Raw genomic sequence first — 19332 nt, forward strand, 5'->3', positions numbered from 1 at the left:
TGAGGCGTAGTGCATGTCCCTGTACTCGCGTGTGGCCTCGTGGTACTCCTCCGCCATGTCGGTGTCCGACTGGCCGGTGATCGCTGCGAGCGCGGCGAGGACTTCGACGTTGCCTCTGCGCTGATGGCACGACACGGGGCCTCACCTCCCCTGCTTCTGCTCATCGAGCACGACTGCGAGTCGGTCGCGGCCCGCGCTCTTGGTGCGGGTGTCGCGGTCGTCGGCAAGGTCTGCGGCGACGATGAGCCGGGTGGAGACACGCTGGTCATCGACGGCGCGGGCGGTGAGCAGGTGGAGGTTGTGCTCCACGACCCGCAGTGTCAGGTTCCCGGTCCGGGACTCGATGAGGAAGAAGTCGCGGATCAACCGGGCCGCCACGTCGGTGGTGACGTAGGCGTCTGCGGCACCACCCGTGCTGAGACCGAGCCGGTACGCAGCAGCAGCACTCACGCCAGTCCGAACAACATCGTCGCTGTCGAGCAGCGCGTCGAGGTCGCGGTCGCCGACCCGGTACCTGGTCACGGTCGCGGAGCGGGAGCTCAGCCACCTGCGCAGTACGTCGATGCTGGACGCGGAGCGGAGCCGCTTGCGGAGCCGTGACCGCTCGGCAGCGCTCAACCAGGGCGCGTCACCGCCATCGGCAAGGTCGGCGGCGGCCCAGGCCACCCGCGGGGCCATCGCCCGCCCCGTCGCCTTCGCAGCAGTGAAGGTGGCCTGACGGTCCACGCTGTCGGCATCGATCAGCCACTGGGGGCCGACCCGACGCGCGTCGAGGGTGCCGGCAGCGACCAGGGCCCGTACCCGAGACTGGTTCACCCCCAGCCGCTGCGCGGCCTCACGCGTCGTCAACTCCATAGGCACTAATATAGCGTCTGCGCTACTGTAGTGTCAGTCGAAGAACAGGATCGGCTGAGCCAGGACATCGCCCTCCTAGACTGCCGGGGTGAGCCGCGCGAGCCAGGGAGGTGGGGTGGACACCCGAGTCGGGTATGTCGTGCCCGCCGACGGCGTGACCCCGCGGTCCGCGGTGGACCTGGCCGTACTGTCCGAGCGGGCCGGCTTCTCCGGGGTGATGGTGGCGGACACCTTCCAGCCGTGGCTGCCCAGCCTGGGCCACGCACCGCACGTGTGGTCGCTGCTCGGCGCGCTGTCCGAGCACCTGACCGGGGACTTCGGGGCGGGCATGGTGGCCCCCGGCGGGCGGATGCACCCCGTCGCCGTCGCGCAGGCGGCCGCGACCCTGGCCAGCCTGCACCCGGGGCGGCACTGGGTGGCGATGGGGGGCGGCGAGGCGCTGCACGAGCATGTCACCGGCGACTACTGGCCCGAGCCGTCGGAGCGGATCGGGCGGCTGTTCGAGGCGGTGGAGGTGGTCCGGCGGTTGTTCGCCGGGTCGGCCGCGGGCCGCGACGTGCGGCACGCCGGGGAGCACTTCCGTGTGGAGAGCACCCGGATCTGGACCATGCCGGAGCAGCCGCCGGCGGTGCTCGTCGCGGCCAGCGGCCCGGTCACCGCCCGCCGGGCCGGTCGGTCCGCGGACGGGCTGCTGGCGGTGGCGGTGCAGCCACAGCAGGCCGCGCTGGTCCTGGAGCGGTTCCGCCAGGGCGCCGAGGAGTCCGGCCGGGACCCGGCGGCGATGCCCGCATGGCTGCACCTCAACCTGTCCTGGGCGGCGACGACGCAGGACGCGATCGACAACGTCACCAAGCGCTACCCGATGGCGGCGATGCGGTTCGCCCGCGGCGACCTGCGCTCCCCCCACGTGGTCGAGCAGATCGCCAAGCTGGTCCGCCCCGAGGACTTCGCCGGCCGGATCCCGACCACGCACGACCCGGACGTCCTCGGCGAGGTGATCCGGTCCTACCTCGACCTCGGCTACGACCGGGTGTTCCTGCACAACGTCGGCGGCAACCAGGTCGCCTTCCTGGAGGCCGTCGGCGCGGCCGGCCTCGCCGGGCTGTAGCCGCGCCGGTTATCCGGTCGGCGCCTCGACCCGCATCATCGTGGCGACCATGGTGGCGCACTGTTGCTCGCCGTCGGCGATCCAGGCGAAGACCTCCCCCTGGCACACCGTGATGGTGCGCCCGGAGCGCACCACCTGCCCCCGGGCCACCAGCCGCTCGCCCCGGGCGGGGGCGAACAGGTTGATCTTGAACTCCACCGAGACGACCTTCGAGCCGGCCGGCATCAGGGTCAGCGCCGAGTAGCCGCAGGCGGTGTCGGCGATCGAGGTGGTCACCCCGCCGTGGAACAGGCCGTGCTGCTGGGTCAGCTCCGGCGCGAAGGGCACCTCGATGGTGACCGCACCGGGCTCCACCTCGGTGACCTCGGCCCCCAGGTGGCGCATCAGCCCCTGCTTGGCGAAGGACGTGCGCACCACGTCCTCGTAGTCGTCGTTGCGGACCGCGTGGGTCATCGGTACCTGCCTCTCACTCCGTCGTATGCCAGGGCCGCTTCCTCGACCGCGGATGCCAGGATGGACCCATGGGACGATCGAAGCGACCACCGCGCCGCGATGCCACCAGAAAACGTCAGGCCCTGTCGATCGTGCCTCCCGCCCGGGCCACGGCGACAACCATCGCCGACGGATCGGAGCCACCGATCGATCCGGTGGTCGGTTCGTTGCTCGCAGACATCGCCTTGGCCCGCGACGCGTTCCAGGCCGAGCTGGTGCTCTGCGAGGTCTTCCGGGCCACCCAACTGGGGCTGCCCGTCGGGACCGACGAGGAAGAACGGTTGGAGATGCAGAGTCACCTGCTCCACGAGGTGATCACCCACGCCGGGACCCTACGCAGCGCCGACGCGTTGGCCCTGTTGCGGGTGTGCTCGACACTCGGACCGCAGACCACCCGCGAGGCAGCGCGCGCAGAGGCGGGTCGACTAGCGGATGCTGGGGTGCCGGACCGCCCCTGGGCAGGCCTGGTCGGCCATCCCCGTCTGCTGTCCGCCTGGCACTACGGCGACACCTTCGGAGAACAGGAATCGGTGGGCGCCCTCTTCGACTATGCCGGCCGCGACCACGCCATGATGATCCTCATCGACCATGACCTGGGCGGCGGCGTGAAGGACGCCTGGCTCGCCAAGGGGCGCCGTGCAACAGACCTGCGCAATCGCGTGGCCTCAGGACTCGAGGACAACCCCGAGGCGATCTTCCGCGACGTCGATGCCGCGGACGTGGTCCGGGTGTTGGATCAGGCCCTGGACCGGCCCGCCTGCCCGAGGGAGCCGGACCAGATCGAGGACGTGGCCTGCTACCTCGACCTGGTGCGGAGCAGGGTCGACTCCCTCCGCGAGCCGGCCTAGACCCTTTCGCCGCGGCAGCTCACCTCAGCAGCAGCGGGTCTGCGGGTTCTTCGCCTGCCGGTCGGTCTGGTCCCGCCAGAACTCCCGGGCGGTCATCACCGGTTCGCCGGGGTGCACGCGGCCCTGGTGTTCCAGGTAGACCTCGTAGGCGTCGGCGCCGACCACGCCACGCACGAAGCTGCGGGCCAGCCGCAGCCGGCGGCGGAGCCCGCCACCGGCCGCGCCGCGCGGCTCCGCGGAGCCAGCTGTCCGCATACCGGTCATCGGTGTCTCGCCGCGGCCGGGGCGGGGTCCAGCCCCGCCTCCTCCCACTGCCGCAGGATCTCCTTCTCCTCCGGGGTCGGGAGGAACCCGGAGGGGGCGAAGATCTTGGACGGCACGTCCTCGGCCTCGCTGGTCGGCAGGCTGCCGGCGCGCACCGCCTTGATGCAGACGCCGATCGCGGCCAGCACCACCACGATGACGAACAGCGCGAACAGGATCGACATCACGCCCTGGATCATCGTGTTGGTGATCACCTGGCCCATCTGCCCGTCGTCCTGGGCGGGGGCGAGCACCTCACCGGCGTCCCGGGCCTGCCGGAAGCGGGAGTTCTGCGCGAAGTAGCCGATCGCCGGGTTGTCGCTGAAGATCTTCTGCCAGGACGCTGCCAGGGTCACGACCAGGTCCCAGACCAGCGGGACGCCCGGGATCCAGGCGTACTTCACCTTGCCCTGCTTGACCAGGATGGCGGTCACCACGGTGAGCGCGATCGCGGCCAGCAGCTGGTTGGCGATGCCGAACAGCGGGAACAGCGTGTAGATGCCGCCGAGCGGGTCGTTGACACCCATCACCAGGATCGAGCCCCAGCCGCCGACCACGACGAGGGTGGAGACCCAGGCCCCGACGGTCCACGACGGGTCCTTGAACTTCGCCAACCCGGGGATGTTGCCCACCGAGTCGGAGAACATGAAGCGGGCGACCCGGGTGCCGGCGTCGACGGTGGTGAGGATGAACAGCGCCTCGAACATCACCGCGAAGTGGTACCAGAACGCCTTGAGCCCGGCGCCGCCGAGCGCACCGGACATCACCTCGGCCATGCCGAACGCCAGGGTCGGTGCGCCGCCGGTGCGGGAGACGATCGACTCCTCCCCCACGTCCTGGGCGGCCTGGGTGAAGACCGAGGCGTCCATCGGTGGCAACAGCTCACCGCCCGGGCTGGTCAGTCCCAGCCCGTTGACGAACTCGGCCGCGCCCTCGGGGGTGCCCCCGGTGAGGCCGCCGGCCGCGTTCATCGCGAAGTAGACGTGCTGGTCGATGCTGATCGCCGCGACCAGGGCCATGATCGCCACGAAGCTCTCGATCAACATCGAGCCGTAGCCGATCAGCCGGGCCTGGGACTCCTTCTCGATCAGCTTCGGGGTGGTGCCGGAGGAGATCAGCGCGTGGAAGCCGGACAGCGCGCCACAGGCGATGGTGATGAACAGGAACGGGAAGAGCGACCCGGCGAAGGCCGGGCCCTCCCCACTCGAGGCGAACTGGGTGGTGGCCGGCATCTGCACGACCGGGGCAGCGATCAGGATGCCGATGGCCAGCATCACGATGGTGCCGACCTTCATGAACGTCGACAGGTAGTCGCGCGGCGCCAGCAGCAGCCACACCGGCAGCACCGCGGCGGCGAAGCCGTAGCCGATCAGCCACCAGGCCAGGGCCTGCGGGGAGAGGGTGAAGAACTCGGCCCAGGAGGACTCCGCGACATACCCGCCGGCGATGATCGCGGCCAGCAGCAGCACGACGCCGATGACCGAGACCTCGCTCACCGCGCCGGGGCGGATGAACCGCAGGTAGACCCCCATCAGGATGGCGATCGGCACGGTCATCGCGATGGAGAAGACCGCCCAGGGCGACTCGGCCATGGCGTTGATCACCACGATGCACAGCACCGCGATCAGGATCAGCATGATCGCGAAGACACCGATGATGGCGGCCGTGCCGCCGACCAGCCCGAGCTCGTCGCGGGCCATCTGCCCCAGCGAGCGGCCCCGCCGCCGGATTGGCATGTGCAGCACCATGTAGTCCTGCACGGCACCGGCCAGCACGACGCCGACGATGATCCAGATCGTGCCGGGCAGGTAGCCCATCTGCGCCGCGAGGACCGGCCCGACCAGCGGCCCGGCGCCGGCGATGGCGGCGAAGTGGTGGCCGAACAGGACCCGCCGGTCGGTCGGCATGAAGTCGCGGCCGTTCTCGAACTCCTCGGCCGGCGTCATCCGGGTGTCCCGCGGCTGCAGCACCTTCCACTCGATGTAGCGGGAGTAGAACCGGAAGGCGAGCAGGTAGGTGCAGATCGCGGCGAAGACGAACCAGACCGCGTTCACCTCCTCGCCCCGCACGATCGCGATCATCGCCCACGAGACCGCGCCCAGCAGGGCGATGACGGCGTAGCCGATCCGGGCCTTGGGCCCCATCGGATCGGGCTGGGTCCGGCTGACCGCGACGGGCGGTCGCTCGGCGACCGCGGCGGAGGAACGGGAGCTGGCTGCCATGGCGTCTCCTGTGACGCCTGTGACGGGTGTGCCTGAAGTGCTCGCGGTACCTTACTCTCCTCGAAGCCGATACGTCAGGATCGCGTTGCCCACCGGGGTGATGGTGCTGTCCACCAGCTCCAGCCGGGTGACCGGCACGGACTCGTCGAACAGCCGCCGCCCGGTCCCGATCGCCGGGTGCGTGGTGAGGGTGAGCGTGTCGACGACGCCGGCCAGGAAGAGCGACCGCACCGTGTCGATGCCGCCGGCCACGGTGATGCCACCGTCCGTGCCGTCCCCGGCGAGGCGGCGCACATAGTCCACCGGGTCGCCGTCCACGGCGGTGCTGTTGGCCCAGGCCGAGACGTCGTCCAGCGTGGAGGTGACGACGTGCTTGCGGACCGGGTTAATGAAGGCGCCGAACGGGTCGCCCTCCCCCGCGTGCTGCCAGTAGTCGGCCCACTCCTGCCACAGCTTGCGGCCGATCACGACGTCGGTGACGCCAGCGAGGGACCGGCCCATGGCCTCCCCCTCCTCCGGCCCGAAGGCGTCGAACTGCCACTGGTCCGGCGACTCCACGGAGCCGTTGATCGCGTGGAAGAGATGGGCGGTGACGGTGCGTGCCATGAGGGTGTCCTCTCGTATGCCGTGGGTTGCCGGGACTGACCCGTCCACGGCGCAGGACTCATCGGTCCCCGGACTCAGATGTGCCCCGAGTCCGCCCGGCGCGGGGCAGAGGCTCGGGTCAGCCCTGAGCGGCGGGCACCCGTCCGGCAGGGACGCCGGCGCTGACGGGCCGGTCGTCGGGGAGGCTCATGGTCAGGAACGCACCGTCCACGACCCGGGACGCCTGGGCACACCCCAGGACGAAACGGATCAGGGCCAGGGCACCCACCGCGACTGCGAGTGTGATCCACATGTCTTCTAGTGCAGCGTGCCACGGGTCAACAGCACAATGTGCGGGGAGTAAACATCGGTCTACAAATGCTCACGGGTGGGTTTGACCCGTGCATGGCCGTTCGTATGGTTCTCACCCTCCGGCGCCGCCCCCTCGGCGGCCTCCTTGCGGGCCTCGACCTCGTCGAGCATCTCGAAGGCGCCGTCGACCACCTTGTTGGCTCGGGACAGGCCGAGGGCCAGCCAGATCAGGGCAAGGCTCGCCGCCGTCGCTCCGATCGCCCACCACATACCTGCAAGTCAACGGCGTTTTGTGCCAAAGGGGCTACCCACTGCGGGTAAGCATCCACCCACCGGGTTGGAAATCTTGCGTTAGGTCGGCGGCGCCTCGACAATGGGTGGCCCGTGCCCAGAGCGCCGAGGCTGCCCATCCGGCCGATGGCTGGCCCACGCACTACTCGCTGGCCTGCCGCACTCGACCCCGCTACCCGGTGCCTGCGCTCCCCATCGGCTCGGGCAATCCGACTTCATTAGGCGGCGCACACCCGCGCAACTACCGATTCAGGACCCCCTAAAAGACTTGGTCAGGATCATCAGCGCCCACAGTCGGACCCCCTACCCAAAAACAGGTAGGGGGTCCGACCCAGGAATTTACATCAGCAAGGGAGCGGCCACCCCGGGCCGGCCTGTCGGGGCTTCGCCGAAGCAATTCCTCCAACACCGAACGTCACAATTCCTTGTGAGGGGATGCAGATGTCACTAGGGGTCCCATCAGCGCCCGTGAGGAAAAACCGGGCCTCATACGGCATAGAGTTGTAGAGGCGCATGAACTGGGCGTTGTTCCAGTCCGTGGTGTTGAACCCCAGCGTGCACTGTCGGGTGGTGGAGTTGTAGTCCCAGCAGTCGAATTGGGGCGCAAATTCACTGTCAGTCGGTCCCACCTGCGCCTGCTGGACCTCCGCGGCCGTGGCGGGTTCCTGTGCTGCGACGGCCCCCGACGACCCGAACCCGAAGGCTATGGTCAATCCCAAGATGGCTGAACGAATCAATTTACTCACCGTTTCATCGATCTAATACAAATCGGAAATACTAGTTCGTGCGATTGCCACCTATCTCCTCCTTCCGAGGATTTCTTCACGCTAGCAGGCGCCTCCCAGGTGTCAAGGTGCCTCATGGAATTCATGGCGCCCACGGCGTCACGAAGACACACCCAAAGAGGGGCATGTATCGCATTCAAGCAGAATTGCGAACTACCCCCTACCCCTACAGGAAAGGATTTATATCCCTCGCTGCATTACCCCCACCCCGTACGCCCTATCCGGCGGGCCCTGGGCCTCTATTCGCCGCCCTTGTGTTTCCGCCTTGAACCTGTTCGTGATGATCCCGTACGGCTTTGGTCGCTGCTCACCCTGCGACGACCGCGATAGGGGACGTGCGGAGGTGGAGACCCGCGCCACGGACGTGGCGATGCCTCGGAGACCGTCGATCACCCGTTACCGCAGCGGCGCAGGCCAGAGCCTCCTGCCTCAGCCGGTGGCGATGTCCGCCCACTCCCGCACCCAAGTCTCCCGGTTGGCCTCGATGTCCTCGGGAGCGACCTCGATCGGGGCATCGGCCACGTCGGCCCACTGCGCCCACACCTCGGGGAGCTCTACCTGGGTGGAGACCGGGTAGACGTACATCGAGTCCGGGATGGCAGCCTGCACGTCGTCGGTGAGCAGGTAGTCGATCAGCGCCTGGGCCCCATCAGGGTTCTCGGCGCCCTCGATGACGCCGGCGTACTCGACCTGCCGGAAACACGTGTCCAGCAGCGCGCTGGTCGTCGGCTCCTCACCGTCCTCGGGGATCGTGAAGGGCGGGCTGGAGGCGTAGGACAGCACGATCGGTCGGTCCCCGTCCCCCCCACCGGCGGTGAAGTCGACGGTGTAGGCGTCGGTCCAGCCGGAGGTCACCTTGGCCCCGTTGGCCATCAGGTCCTCCCAGTACTGCTGCCACCCGTCCTCGCCGAACTCACCGATCGTGGCCAGCAGGAACGCCAGGCCGGGGCTGGAGGTGCTCGCGCCGGGAGTGACGAAGAGTCCCTCGTATGCCGGGTCGGTCAGGTCCTGCAACGTCCGCGGGGGCTCGATTCCCTCGTCCGCGAACCAGGTGTCGTCGATATTGACGCAGACGTCGCCGTAGTCGACGGGCGTCAGCATCCCGGACCCCTCACCTGTGAGCGCGTGCTCGGTCGCGCCCTCGGGCAGCTCGGCCGGCGTGTACTCGGCGAGCACGCCCTCGTTGACTGCCCGGGAGGCGAAGGCGTTGTCGATGCCGAAGACGGCGTCGCCGACGGGGCTGCCCTTGGTCAGTACCAACTGATTGGTGAGGGCGCCTGCGTCACCGGAGGCCTGGACCGTCACCCGGTAGCCGGTGTCCTCGGTGAACGCCGCGAGGAACTCCTCCGGCAGGTTGAACGAGTCGTGCGTCACGAGCATGACCTCCTGGCCCTGGCCCTGCCCCATGGCGGGTCCCGAGTCGCTGCTCGCGTCGTCCGTGGCGGTCTCCTCCGGCTCCTCGCCGCCGGTGAGCGAGCACCCGGCGAGCGCGAGCACGGCAAAGACCGTGATGGTGGGACGAGCAATGGATCGCATAGATGTCCTCCGACTTCCTCCGCCGGCGTTAACCGGATCAGGTTCGAGGGTCTGCGGCGATCTGTTCGCCGCACTCTCAGCGCGTGAGCGCTCCCCTGTCGTGTGCGTGACCACTGTACAGGCCTAGTTATTCACCCGATCCCCGCCCGTACGACGAACCCTCGCACCGCAGGTAGGCTCGTCATGAGCACGCCCGCGGAGACGGGTCCAGGGAACGAGGGAAGGTAGAGGCATGGGCAACCTGGTCTGGAAGTTGATGGCGACCGGTGCGGCGATGGCCGCCGGCGTCGTCGCCAGCAAGGCCACCGACGGCACCTGGAAGTTCGTCACGGGCGGCGACTCCCCGACCAACCCGGAGGACCCGGACATCGACTGGAAGGAGGCGATCGCGTTCGCGCTCGTCTCCGGCGCGATCATTGGCCTCAGCCGGATGGTGGCCAACCGCCAGGCCGCTGCCATCTACAAGAAGTCGACCGGGCACCTGCCGACCCAGCTCGCCAAGAAGGACAGCTGACCGAATCAGGCTTCGGCAAAGCGTTCGGTGACCCAGGTCACGATATGTCCACCGAGTAGTCGGGGTACGACAAAGAATCCACCTTTCCGTTACCGGTAAGACCCTTGGTTTTCCCACTTTGTTGGCCCGAACTTCCCTCCCGTGAGAGGATTCTCCGGTTCTTTGCCGTCGTCTCCGGAGGTGTGCCATGACACGACTCCGGCGCACCCCCGAGGCGGTCATCCAGGCGATGTGGGCCATCGCCGACGGCGCCTCGTGGTCGATTGCCATCGTCGGCATCGTCTTTATGCGGGTCGGTTACGACTACACCCGTGCCTTCTCTCCCGAAACCTGGACCATCGCGGTGTGGGCCGCCGTGATCCACATCGTGTTCGGCATGGTGTTCGGCCCCTACCTCATCAAACACCTGCGGGGTTCTTTCGACGAGGTGATCTCGGTCGCCCGAGCCGCCTTCCTCACCGCCCTCGCACTCGCCATCTGGGTCATCTGGATCGATCCGTTCGTCGTCCCCCGCTCGGTGCCTGCCGTCGCTGGCTGCGTAGCGCTCCTCCTCATGCTGGCGTGGCGGTCCGTGGTGCGCGGTTGGCGCTCGCGGGCGGCGGTGCGCCGGGACGTCGGAGCCAACGTGATCATCTACGGCGCCGGCGTCCTGGGCCGACGGCTGCTGATCAACATGGTCGAGGACGACCAGGCGTCGTTCCGTCCCGTCGCGTTCCTGGACGACGACCGGCGCAAGCGCAAGCTGAAGGTCGAGGGCGTCCCGGTCCGCGGCGGCAGGGACGCCATGATGCGGGTGGCCAAGCGCTATGACGCCACGCACCTGGCCGTCGCGATCCCTCTGGCCGACGCGAGCCTCATGCGGGAGATCAAGGAACTTGCGGCGAAGGCCCACCTGACCGTCAAGGTGCTGCCGACCCTCAACAAGTTGCTGGACGCCAACCCGCACGTCTCCGACCTGCGGGACATCAACCTCGAGGACCTTCTCGGCCGTCGGGTGACCCAACTCGACCAGGGGGCGATCAGTGACCAACTCACCGGGAAGGTCGTGGTGGTCACCGGGGCGGGCGGCTCGATCGGGTCGGAGCTCTGTCGCCAGATCCAGCGGTTCAACCCCGAGCGGCTGTTCCTGCTGGACCGCGACGAGTCCGCGCTGAACGCCACCCAGCTCTCGCTGAAGGGGCGCGGATTCGTCGACGGGGACGACCTCCTCCTGACCGATATTCGGGATGCCGAGGCGGTCGACCGTGTCTTCACCCGGATCCGCCCCGACGTCGTCTTCCACGCCGCAGCCCTCAAGCACCTCCCGATCCTCGAGCGGTTCCCCCGGGAGGCATGGACGGTCAACGTCCTCGGGACCCTCAACGTCCTCTCGGCCTCGGCGGCCAACGGGGTCGGCACCTTCGTCAACGTCTCCACCGACAAGGCCGCCAACCCCACCTCGGTGCTCGGCTACACCAAGCGGGTCACCGAAAGGATGACGGCGCACTACGCCGACTCCCACGCCGGCCGCTACGTCTCCGTCCGGTTCGGCAACGTCCTCGGATCTCGCGGCTCCGTCGTGCCGATCTTCACCGAGCAGATCCAGCGGGGTGGCCCTGTGACGATCACCCACCCCGAGGTCGAGCGCTACTTCATGCTCATCCCCGAGGCCTGCGAGTTGGTCATGCAGGCGGCCTCGATGGAGACCGACGGTGACGTCCTCGTGCTCGACATGGGGACGCCGGTGAAGATCACCGAGGTCGCCCAGACGCTCATCAGCATGTCGGGCCGGAGAGACATCGACATCGTCTACACGGGGCTGCGCCCTGCGGAGAAGATGTCGGAGGACCTCTATGGTGCGGCTGACCGCCGGGTCACGAGCCACCCGCTCGTCCTGTCGGTCGCCGTCCCCAGCCTCGACCCCCTCAACCTGCAACTGGTGGACCCCGCCAGCGTCGATGACCTCGTGGGGTGGCTGCGGGCCCGCTCGATCCCCGTGGAGAACGTGATCCGCCAGGCATGACCAGGTGGGTCCTCCTGGCGCTGAGCACCGCCCTCGCGACGTCCGCGCTCGCGCCCGCCGTGCTGTCGGTCCTGCACCGGCACGGCGCTATGGACGTGCCCAACCACCGCTCGTCGCACACCGTCCCCACGATCCGGGGTGGGGGCATCGCCTGCCTGATCGCGATCGTGGTGTGTGCGGCCGGGGCTCACTGGCTGGGCATGGGAGTGCCGTGGTGGGCTCTGACGGCTGCCGTGGCCATGGCGCTCCTCGGCCTGGTGACCGACCTGTGGGACCTCCCCCCTCTACCCCGGCTGCTCCTCCAGGTCCTGACCGGTGCCGCGCTCGGTGCCGTCCTCGACGGCCCGGGAAGCCTGCTGCTCGGGGCGATCGCCTTCCCCGTCCTGATCAACGCGGTGAACTTCATGGACGGCATCAACGGCATCACCGGGCTCACCGTCACCGCGTGGGCCACCATCACAGTGTGCTTCGGGCCCTCGCACGGCACCGCGGTGCTGCTCGTGCTCGCCGGGTCTGCCGCGGCGGGCTTCCTGCCGTGGAACGTACCCCACGCCCGGATGTTCCTCGGTGACTGCGGGAGCTACCTATTCGGCGCACTGATCGCGGCCAGTGTGGTCAACGACCGCGTCACTGGCGGGTCCGGGTGGCTGCTGCTCGCCCCGCTGCTGCCCTACCTGGCCGACACCGGAGTCACGTTGCTCCGTCGTGCGCTGCGGGGCGAGGACGTGACCCAGCCGCACCGGGAGCACCTGTACCAGCGGTTGGTCCACAATCGCGGGTGGAGTCACACCCGCGTGGCACTGCTGTATGCCGGGCTGGCACTCGCCTGCGGGGCCGGGGCACACCTGCTTGCGAGCGTCTGAGCCGTTCAGCCACCGGTGAGTGCGTAGGACGTCCCGTACTTGTCGACATAACTGGACAGGTCACCACGGCGCAGCGCGTCACCCAGTTCCTTCGTGCGACCGGAGTCGAGCACGTTGATGGATGCTCCGCCGTCGGTCATCCCGAAGTGGGACACCGGCACCATCAACGAGGTGATGTTCTCCGGATCGATGTCGGACGCCAGGTCCACCATCGTCATCAACTGCTCCAGCGTGAGGTCGCCGTCGATCTTGACGTTCTGGTAGAGCATCGGCAGGAGCTCCTGCAGTTTCTCGGGCTCCTCCTCCCGGATCTCGACCAGACGGTCCATCATGCCCACGAGCGCCGCCCGGTGCCGCTCGGTCCGGTCGAGGTCCCCCAGCGGCATCGTCTTGCGTTCCCGCACGTAGATCAGGCCGTCGGTGTTCTCCAGGAAGATCCTGCCCTCCTCGAACACGATCTGCCGCCCGGTGGACTCGACGGTGACTCTGGTCTCGTGGGTGTTGTCCACCCAGAAGCCCTCCATCCAACGGGTGAGCGCGATGAACATGTCGAAGTTGGTCTGGGCGACGAAGTCGATCTCCAGCCCACCCATCAGGTCCGACACGGTGTCCCTGGCCAACGGGATGCCACCCATGGCGTATGCCTCGTTGACCTTGTTCTTGCCGTGTCCAGGGATGTCGACATACGAGTCACGTGCGATCGAGACGAGGTTGAGGTGCTCGCGGTCCGCCGAGAGCTGCACCAGCACCATGACGTCCGACCTGCCGCTGAAGTCGTTCTCCCGCGAGTCCGAGCCCAGGACGAGCGCAGTGACGACACCCTCGGGCAACTCCTCCGCCGAGCCAGGGGTCTCCTCGTCCGTGTCGTCTTCATCGGTCGTCGTAGGGTCGGCCGGCCGCTCGTCCTCTGTTGTCTCCACCGGTTGCGACTGGCTGGTCTCGCTGCCGTCGTCGGTCGCTGTCGCTGACCCACGCGTGGTCGGCGCACTATCCGAGGTTGTGGTCCCGACCGTAGGCGCCCGACGGGCCGTTGTGGGGGCGGCCAGGCCCTCGGTCCCTGTCGGGGTCGAGTTGTCGTCGTTGTCACCGCAGGCGGTCACCAGCCCGAGGCACAGGACGAGCACGAGGATGCCGAGTCGACGGGCAATGGTCATCGGATCTCCTTCACGCCGAGAGGGCAAGCCAGCTTTTGCGGCTAACAGTGAACCACGCCAACCGTTCCACGACGTGGGCCCGGAACCATTTCGACTGGCACAATGGCCCGCATGACGACGCGCCGGGTGTTGGGGGCAGCCCTGGGATTCGGCTTCATCATCCTCAACATCGCAATCATTGCCCTGGTCGTGATCTCGACCTCGCAGCGAGGCTGGTCCGGGCTGCTGGGCCGCGAAACGACCGAGACCGCGGCGACAGCGGCACCAACCACGCCGCCATCCAGCCCCACCACTCCCTCGCCGACCGACGCCACGCCCTCGAGCACTCGTAGCGGGGACACCACACCGACGACCGCCAGCCCCACCACGACACCCGAGCCGGAACCCGAGCCAACTCTGGCAGAGCGGTATGCCGACGGCGAGGCCCTCACCGTGGTCGTGCTGGGGGACCAGACCGGCGTGGACCCCGCGGACTGGGTGCTGGCCTGGGCGCGACAGTTGTCGGGCGCGCACGCCGTGGAGGTCTACGCCACCTCGACGGGCGACCCCACGCTCTATCTCGGACCCGAGACTCTCGGCCTGGGTGAGCCCCGGATCACCCTCTACAACGCCAGCCACATCGGCAATACACCGGGCTACGCGGCCAACCGACTAGGGGCACTCCTGCCCGAGGACCCGGATGTAGTGCTCCTCAACTTCGGTCGCTCCAACGACCAGGAGGACATCACCGACGAGCTCCAGACGCTGTGGGAATCCCTGACGCAGGACCGCGACCTGGACACTCGCGTCGTGATCCAGCCGCCCCGACAGGACGGCCAGCCTCCCTTGGACGAGCTGACACGGCAGTGGACAGAGGACAGCGACGCGGAGACGATCGACGTGGCAGCCGTGTTCGAGGAAGAGGGCATCGTATGGTCCACCGTCTCGGTCCGCGACCCGTTGTCGGTCAACATCTATGGCGCGGGCCGGTGGGCGGAGATCGTGCAGTCCGAGCTGCTGGGCGGCGAGTAGACAGGATGGCGTCATGGGTCACACCCTGAGTTCAGTCCGCACCCAGCTCTGGCACCTCCGCAAGGGCGGCATCCGCCAGTGGCGGACGAACCGGGCGCGGGTGCGCGCGGTCGGCGGGCCCATCCCGACCCCCGCACGGGAGGAAGCCGTCAGCCTCAGCCGCGACCGGCAGGTGACGGAGTGGCCCCTCCCAGAGCGGCCCCCACGGCGCACGCTGCGCGTCGGCGTGATTCTGGACGACTTCAGCGAGCTGGCCTTCGGCTACGAGTGGGACCAGACCGCGCTGACGCCCAGCGGATGGCGCGAGGAGATGTCCTCACCACCCGACCTGCTCTTCGTCGAGTCGGCCTGGGCCGGCAGCGGTGGCGCGTGGCGCTACGCCCTCACGGGTCCCAACGCACCGAGCCAGGCACTGCGTGACCTCGTGGCATGGTGCCGCGACCAGGATGTGCCCACGGTCTTTTGGAACAAGGAAGACCCGGTGCACTTCGAGGACTTCATCGACACGGCATCCCTGTTTGACCACGTGCTCACCACCGACGACGCAGTGGTGGCCGACTACCAGGCACGGCTCGGGCATGAGCGGGTCTCGGTCATGCCCTTCGGGGCGGCCTCCTGGGTGCACAACCCCATGCGACCCGCCGGGCACGCCCGGCGCGACGTGGCCTTCGCGGGCACCTACTTCGCGCACAAGTACCCGGAGCGCCGCGAGCAGATGGAGTTGCTCATCGGCGCCGCCGCTGCCGTGTCGCGCCGACTACCGACCGGGCTCGAGATCTTCTCGCGTTTCCGGGGTGGGGACGAGCGATACCAGTTCCCCTCCCCCATGGACGAGTACGTCGTCGGCTCGCTGTCCTACCGGCAGATGCTGACCGCCTACCGGGAGTTCAAGGCCTTCCTCAACGTCAACTCGGTCACCTCAAGCAAGACCATGTGCCCCCGGCGCGTGCTGGAACTCGCCGCCTGCGCGACCCCTGTGGTCTCCACCCCCGCGCCTGCCATCGCCGAGATCTTCCCGCCGGACGAAGTTCTCACTGTCACCGAACGGGACCAGGCCGAGTGGACCATCCGCGCACTGGCCGGCAACGTCGAGTGGGGAGACCGGCTCGGTCACCTCGCTGCCCGCCGGGTGCTCGCCTCCCACACCTACCGCCACCGCGTCGACGGCCTGCTCGAGGCGGTGGGGCTGGCCCAGCACCGGGTCGAGGACCCGAGCATCTCGGTCATCTGCTCCACGAGGCGGCCCGAGCACCTCCGAGCCCTCGTGCAGACCGTCGCGAAGCAGCGGGAGGTCAGCCCCCAACTCGTGCTGCTCACCCACGGCTTCGAGCCCGACTTCGACGTGCGTACTGAGGCCGTGGCTCTCGGCCTCACGGACGTGGTCCTCATCACCGCCCGGGCGGAGGTATCCCTCGGGCAGTGCCTGAACCAGTGCATCGACGCAGCCGATGGCCAGGTGGTCGCCAAGATGGACGATGACGACCTCTACTCCGAGCACTACCTCGCCGACCAGCTCCGCGCGCTCGACTTCTCCGGGGCCGACGTGGTGGGCAAGCACGCCCATCACATGCTGATCACCGACATGGACGCCCTGGTACTGCGCTTCGGCACGATGGAGAGCCGGTTTACCCACCTCGTCATGGGCCCCACCCTGGTGATGCCCCGAGACGTCGCGTCGGAGTTCCGGTTCGCCGACCGGACGAGGGGCGAGGACACTGACCTTCTGGGCAGGATTGTCGCCGCCGGGGGCAAGGTCTACGCCTCGGACCGCTACGGGTTCGTGCAGGTGCGCCGACCCGACGGGCACACCTGGGACGCCAGCCACATGGAACTGCTAGCCAACGGCCGGGTCGTGGCCTACGGATCCTCCGTCGAGCACGTCCTGATCTGAGCGCAGCAGGCTCATGGATCCGGCACACGCAGCGCGCAAACTGGCTGGCGCGACCGTCCGCCGCTTCCGCAAGCCGACGGTGTCCGTGGTGATGCCCTGCCGGGACGGGGGCACACTCCTCGAGCCGGCCATCCGTAGTGTCCTCAACCAGGACCTGCGCGACCTGGAACTGATCGTCGTGGACGACGGTTCCACCGACGACTCGGTAGCGACCGTCAAGCGTCTCGCTGCCCGAGACCGTCGTGTCCGATATCTCAGCACGGGCGGTGACGGGCGGGGCCCGGGCAGGGCCCGCAATCTCGGAGTCGCAGCGGCCAAAGGGCGCTTCCTGGCCTTCGCAGACGCAGACGATCAGGTCCTCCCGGGCGCCTACAGCGCCATGTCAGCGGCACTGCGCCGCCGCGGCGTCGACATGGTCGTGGGCGGCTACCAGCGGCATGGGGCCGACGGCAAGCACCGGCCGCGCCTGGTGGAACGCATCCACGAGAAGGATCTCCCTGCGGTCGATGTCGAGGCCTGCCCACAGGTGCTCGACGAGGTCGTGATCTGGAACCGACTGTTCCGCATGTCCTTCTGGAAGCGCCACGTCGGTCCGTTCTCAGAGGAGGGCAACTACGAGGACCGTGAGCCTGCCCTGCGAGCCGCGCTGAATGCCCGGCAATTCAGCCTGCTCGCGCGCGACGTGTACTCGTGGCGGCTTCCCGATGGTCGGCAGACCCGGTCCCAGCAGAAGGAGAACCTGTCTGACCTGCGCGAGCGGTTCGCCGTGGCCCGACGTGAGGTCGCGCTGCTCGAGAAGTCGCAACCGGTGGCACAGGCCCAGGTGTGGGCCAGGCTGCTGGGCAGCGACCTCGGGCTGTATGCCGTCCACGTCCCGTCCGCTGACGATGCCTACTGGGAACAGTTCAGCGCCATGGCGGGGTGGCTGGCGAAGCGGGCACCCAAGGAAGTGTGGGCCTCTGTCCCTGTGTGGGAGCGCCTCCTGGCGAACTGTGCGGCGGCGGGCGTGCGGGGCGACGTCGAAGAGATCCTCGGCACCCGAGCCGAGGACACTTCGGCGGTCCCACTCACCGTCGTGGACGGCACGACCCTCCAAGCCGATCTCGAGGTCGTGGAACGGTTGCGAACTCCGCTGGCTCCATCGCTGATGGTGGTTCCTCCCGAGATGGTTCACGCGGTCGGCGGCATCCAACGAACGGAGTGGGTCTCCTCCGACGAGGTGCAGATCGACGGTTACGCCTACGTGCCGGGGCTGGCAGGCGACACCGAAGGACTCACAATCCGGGTCCTTCAAAAGGACGCCCTGCAGGCGCACGAACTGCCGCTTGAGGCCAGGACCGACGACACCATTGACATCGAGTCTGGAGACCCGTGGCGCTCGTACCGCACCGGCGGCTTCACTGTGCGAGCACCCGCATCATCATGGCAACCCGTTCCCGGCCCGCCCAGGGACCTGACGCTCGAGGTCCACCTGACGTGGAAAGGGGCGCGTTGGAGGGTGCCACTCTCGCTCACCCTCCCCCCAGCGGATCCTGCCGACCTCGGGGGCGACGCGGCGTCGACGGCCAGCGATTCTGCCCACGTCCTGATCGACGACGTACAAGTTGACGGCGCCGGCATCGTGCTCTCGGGCACGACGGGCCCGGGGACTCCAGAGCTGCGAGTCGGGTTGGTCACCTCCTCGCGAGAGTTCGCCTCCGCGGCCACCCCTGAGGAGGACGGTACCTTCCAGGCGACGCTGAGGGTGACGGACGGCGCGGCACTCCCCAGCGACGGCTACTTCGTCAGGTGGGCCGCCAACGGTGGCCCACTGTCCGGGTGGGCACGGCCGGGAGTCGCGCTCCGCGAGGGGCCGATCGAGTCCAACAGCCCGATCCAGCGCATCACAGCCCGGTGGCATCCCGGCACCACGGCCGTCTCGGTCACCGTGAGCCCCCCGCTGTCACTCAGCGAGCGATCGCGTCTGGGCCAACGTCGTCTGCGGGAGGTCTACCGGACTGCGCCACTAGAGCGGGCCGTGCTCTTGGAGGCATTCAATGGCAAGACGTGTGGAGACAACCCTGGGGCGATCGCCGGGGGGTTGCGGGAGGCGGGCGTCGACGTGCCCCTCTATTGGTCGGTGCGCGACCTGTCAGTGCCCGTTCCTGAGGGCGGGACGCCACTGGTGATCGGCTCGGAGGACTGGCACCGGGTGCTGTCGACCGCCACCGTGCTGATAAACAACAACAACTTCCCGCACTGGTTCACCAAGCGCCCTGGGCAGTTCTACCTGCAGACATGGCACGGCACACCGATCAAACGGCTTCTCTGGGACCTCCCACCTGGTCGCGTCCCCCTGACCTACCGCCGGCTCATGCGTCGGCAGGTGCCAATGTGGGATCTTCTCCTCGCGCAAACGAATGCAGCCGAGCGGGACCTACGGTCCGGGCTCGGGTACACCGGCCCGGTCCTGGTCACCGAGCAGCCCCGAAACGCCGTCCTGGCCGAGGGCGAAGCAGCACGCCAACGGGCGCGGGCCCACTACGGCATCCCGGCCGACGCGCGCGTGATCCTCTATGCA

Annotated in this window: 17 protein-coding genes and 1 riboswitch; of the genes, 8 read left to right on the top strand and 9 right to left on the bottom strand. The window is 68.4% G+C overall.

Annotated elements, in window-relative coordinates:
- Positions 1 to 141: 141 nt before the first annotated feature.
- Entirely contained in the window at positions 142 to 855 is a 714-nt protein-coding gene (locus FB467_RS18280; protein WP_141786369.1) for a helix-turn-helix domain-containing protein, read from the bottom strand.
- 88 nt (positions 856 to 943) lie between these two features.
- On the opposite strand from FB467_RS18280, the gene FB467_RS18285 reads away from it, so the two are divergent.
- Positions 944 to 1963 (top strand): TIGR03557 family F420-dependent LLM class oxidoreductase, encoded by a 1020-nt coding sequence (locus tag FB467_RS18285; protein WP_228393377.1) that lies wholly within the window; start codon positions 944 to 946, stop codon positions 1961 to 1963.
- 9 nt (positions 1964 to 1972) lie between these two features.
- On the opposite strand, the gene FB467_RS18290 is transcribed toward FB467_RS18285, so the two are convergent.
- A complete protein-coding gene (locus FB467_RS18290; protein WP_141786370.1) occupies positions 1973 to 2416 on the bottom strand; it encodes a PaaI family thioesterase in 444 nt (147 codons plus the stop codon).
- Between the two features lie 68 nt (positions 2417 to 2484).
- On the opposite strand from FB467_RS18290, the gene FB467_RS18295 reads away from it, so the two are divergent.
- A complete protein-coding gene (locus tag FB467_RS18295; protein ID WP_141786371.1) occupies positions 2485 to 3303 on the top strand; it encodes a hypothetical protein in 819 nt (272 codons plus the stop codon).
- A gap of 24 nt (positions 3304 to 3327) precedes the next feature.
- Here the strand turns inward: FB467_RS18295 and FB467_RS18300 are convergent, their stop codons facing one another.
- From FB467_RS18300 to FB467_RS18320, 6 genes are all read right to left on the bottom strand, one after another.
- Positions 3328 to 3558, bottom strand: coding sequence for a YbdD/YjiX family protein (locus FB467_RS18300; RefSeq protein WP_141786372.1), 231 nt, complete (start codon positions 3556 to 3558; stop codon positions 3328 to 3330).
- A gap of 5 nt (positions 3559 to 3563) precedes the next feature.
- The gene (locus FB467_RS18305) at positions 3564 to 5828 is read right to left on the bottom strand and encodes a carbon starvation CstA family protein (protein ID WP_141786373.1); all 2265 of its coding nucleotides are present in this window, start codon (positions 5826 to 5828) and stop codon (positions 3564 to 3566) included.
- 51 nt (positions 5829 to 5879) lie between these two features.
- The gene (locus FB467_RS18310; RefSeq protein WP_141786374.1) at positions 5880 to 6434 is read right to left on the bottom strand and encodes a dihydrofolate reductase family protein; all 555 of its coding nucleotides are present in this window, start codon (positions 6432 to 6434) and stop codon (positions 5880 to 5882) included.
- A gap of 118 nt (positions 6435 to 6552) precedes the next feature.
- A complete protein-coding gene (locus FB467_RS18655) occupies positions 6553 to 6726 on the bottom strand; it encodes a hypothetical protein (protein WP_153390332.1) in 174 nt (57 codons plus the stop codon).
- A 59-nt stretch (positions 6727 to 6785) separates the two neighbouring features.
- Positions 6786 to 6995 carry a hypothetical protein gene (locus FB467_RS18315; RefSeq protein ID WP_141786375.1) on the bottom strand — a complete coding sequence of 70 codons (210 nt, stop codon included), beginning with the start codon at positions 6993 to 6995 and terminating at the stop codon, positions 6786 to 6788.
- Positions 6996 to 8230: 1235 nt separating this feature from the next.
- Positions 8231 to 9337 (bottom strand): thiamine ABC transporter substrate-binding protein, encoded by a 1107-nt coding sequence (locus FB467_RS18320; protein ID WP_141786376.1) that lies wholly within the window; start codon positions 9335 to 9337, stop codon positions 8231 to 8233.
- Positions 9335 to 9444: riboswitch (TPP riboswitch) on the bottom strand. (Overlaps the previous gene by 3 nt.)
- Before the next feature lie 125 nt (positions 9445 to 9569).
- Between FB467_RS18320 and FB467_RS18325 the strand changes: the two genes are divergently transcribed.
- The 3 genes from FB467_RS18325 to FB467_RS18335 all read left to right on the top strand — a co-directional run bounded on the left by FB467_RS18325 (position 9570) and on the right by FB467_RS18335 (position 12716).
- Positions 9570 to 9851, top strand: a complete 282-nt coding sequence (locus FB467_RS18325) for a DUF4235 domain-containing protein (protein WP_141786377.1) — start codon at positions 9570 to 9572, stop codon at positions 9849 to 9851.
- 187 nt (positions 9852 to 10038) lie between these two features.
- Entirely contained in the window at positions 10039 to 11853 is a 1815-nt protein-coding gene (locus FB467_RS18330) for a nucleoside-diphosphate sugar epimerase/dehydratase (RefSeq protein WP_228393378.1), read from the top strand.
- The gene (locus tag FB467_RS18335) at positions 11850 to 12716 is read left to right on the top strand and encodes an MraY family glycosyltransferase (protein WP_141783262.1); all 867 of its coding nucleotides are present in this window, start codon (positions 11850 to 11852) and stop codon (positions 12714 to 12716) included. Before FB467_RS18330 ends, FB467_RS18335 begins: the two co-directional genes overlap by 4 nt.
- A gap of 5 nt (positions 12717 to 12721) precedes the next feature.
- Here FB467_RS18335 and FB467_RS18340 read toward each other — a convergent pair whose 3' ends face one another.
- Positions 12722 to 13870, bottom strand: a complete 1149-nt coding sequence (locus FB467_RS18340) for an LCP family protein (RefSeq protein WP_141783263.1) — start codon at positions 13868 to 13870, stop codon at positions 12722 to 12724.
- A 111-nt stretch (positions 13871 to 13981) separates the two neighbouring features.
- On the opposite strand from FB467_RS18340, the gene FB467_RS18345 reads away from it, so the two are divergent.
- The 3 genes from FB467_RS18345 to FB467_RS18355 form a co-directional block, all read left to right on the top strand.
- Positions 13982 to 14881 (top strand): SGNH/GDSL hydrolase family protein, encoded by a 900-nt coding sequence (locus FB467_RS18345; RefSeq protein WP_141783264.1) that lies wholly within the window; start codon positions 13982 to 13984, stop codon positions 14879 to 14881.
- A 13-nt stretch (positions 14882 to 14894) separates the two neighbouring features.
- Positions 14895 to 16772 carry a glycosyltransferase family protein gene (locus FB467_RS18350; RefSeq protein WP_141783265.1) on the top strand — a complete coding sequence of 626 codons (1878 nt, stop codon included), beginning with the start codon at positions 14895 to 14897 and terminating at the stop codon, positions 16770 to 16772.
- Between the two features lie 13 nt (positions 16773 to 16785).
- The coding region (locus tag FB467_RS18355; protein ID WP_141786378.1) for a bifunctional glycosyltransferase/CDP-glycerol:glycerophosphate glycerophosphotransferase at positions 16786 to 19332 on the top strand (2547 nt) is incomplete at its 3' end.

The sequence above is a fragment of the Ornithinicoccus hortensis genome, assembly GCF_006716185.1.
GTDB classification, from domain to species: Bacteria; Actinomycetota; Actinomycetes; order Actinomycetales; family Dermatophilaceae; genus Ornithinicoccus; species Ornithinicoccus hortensis.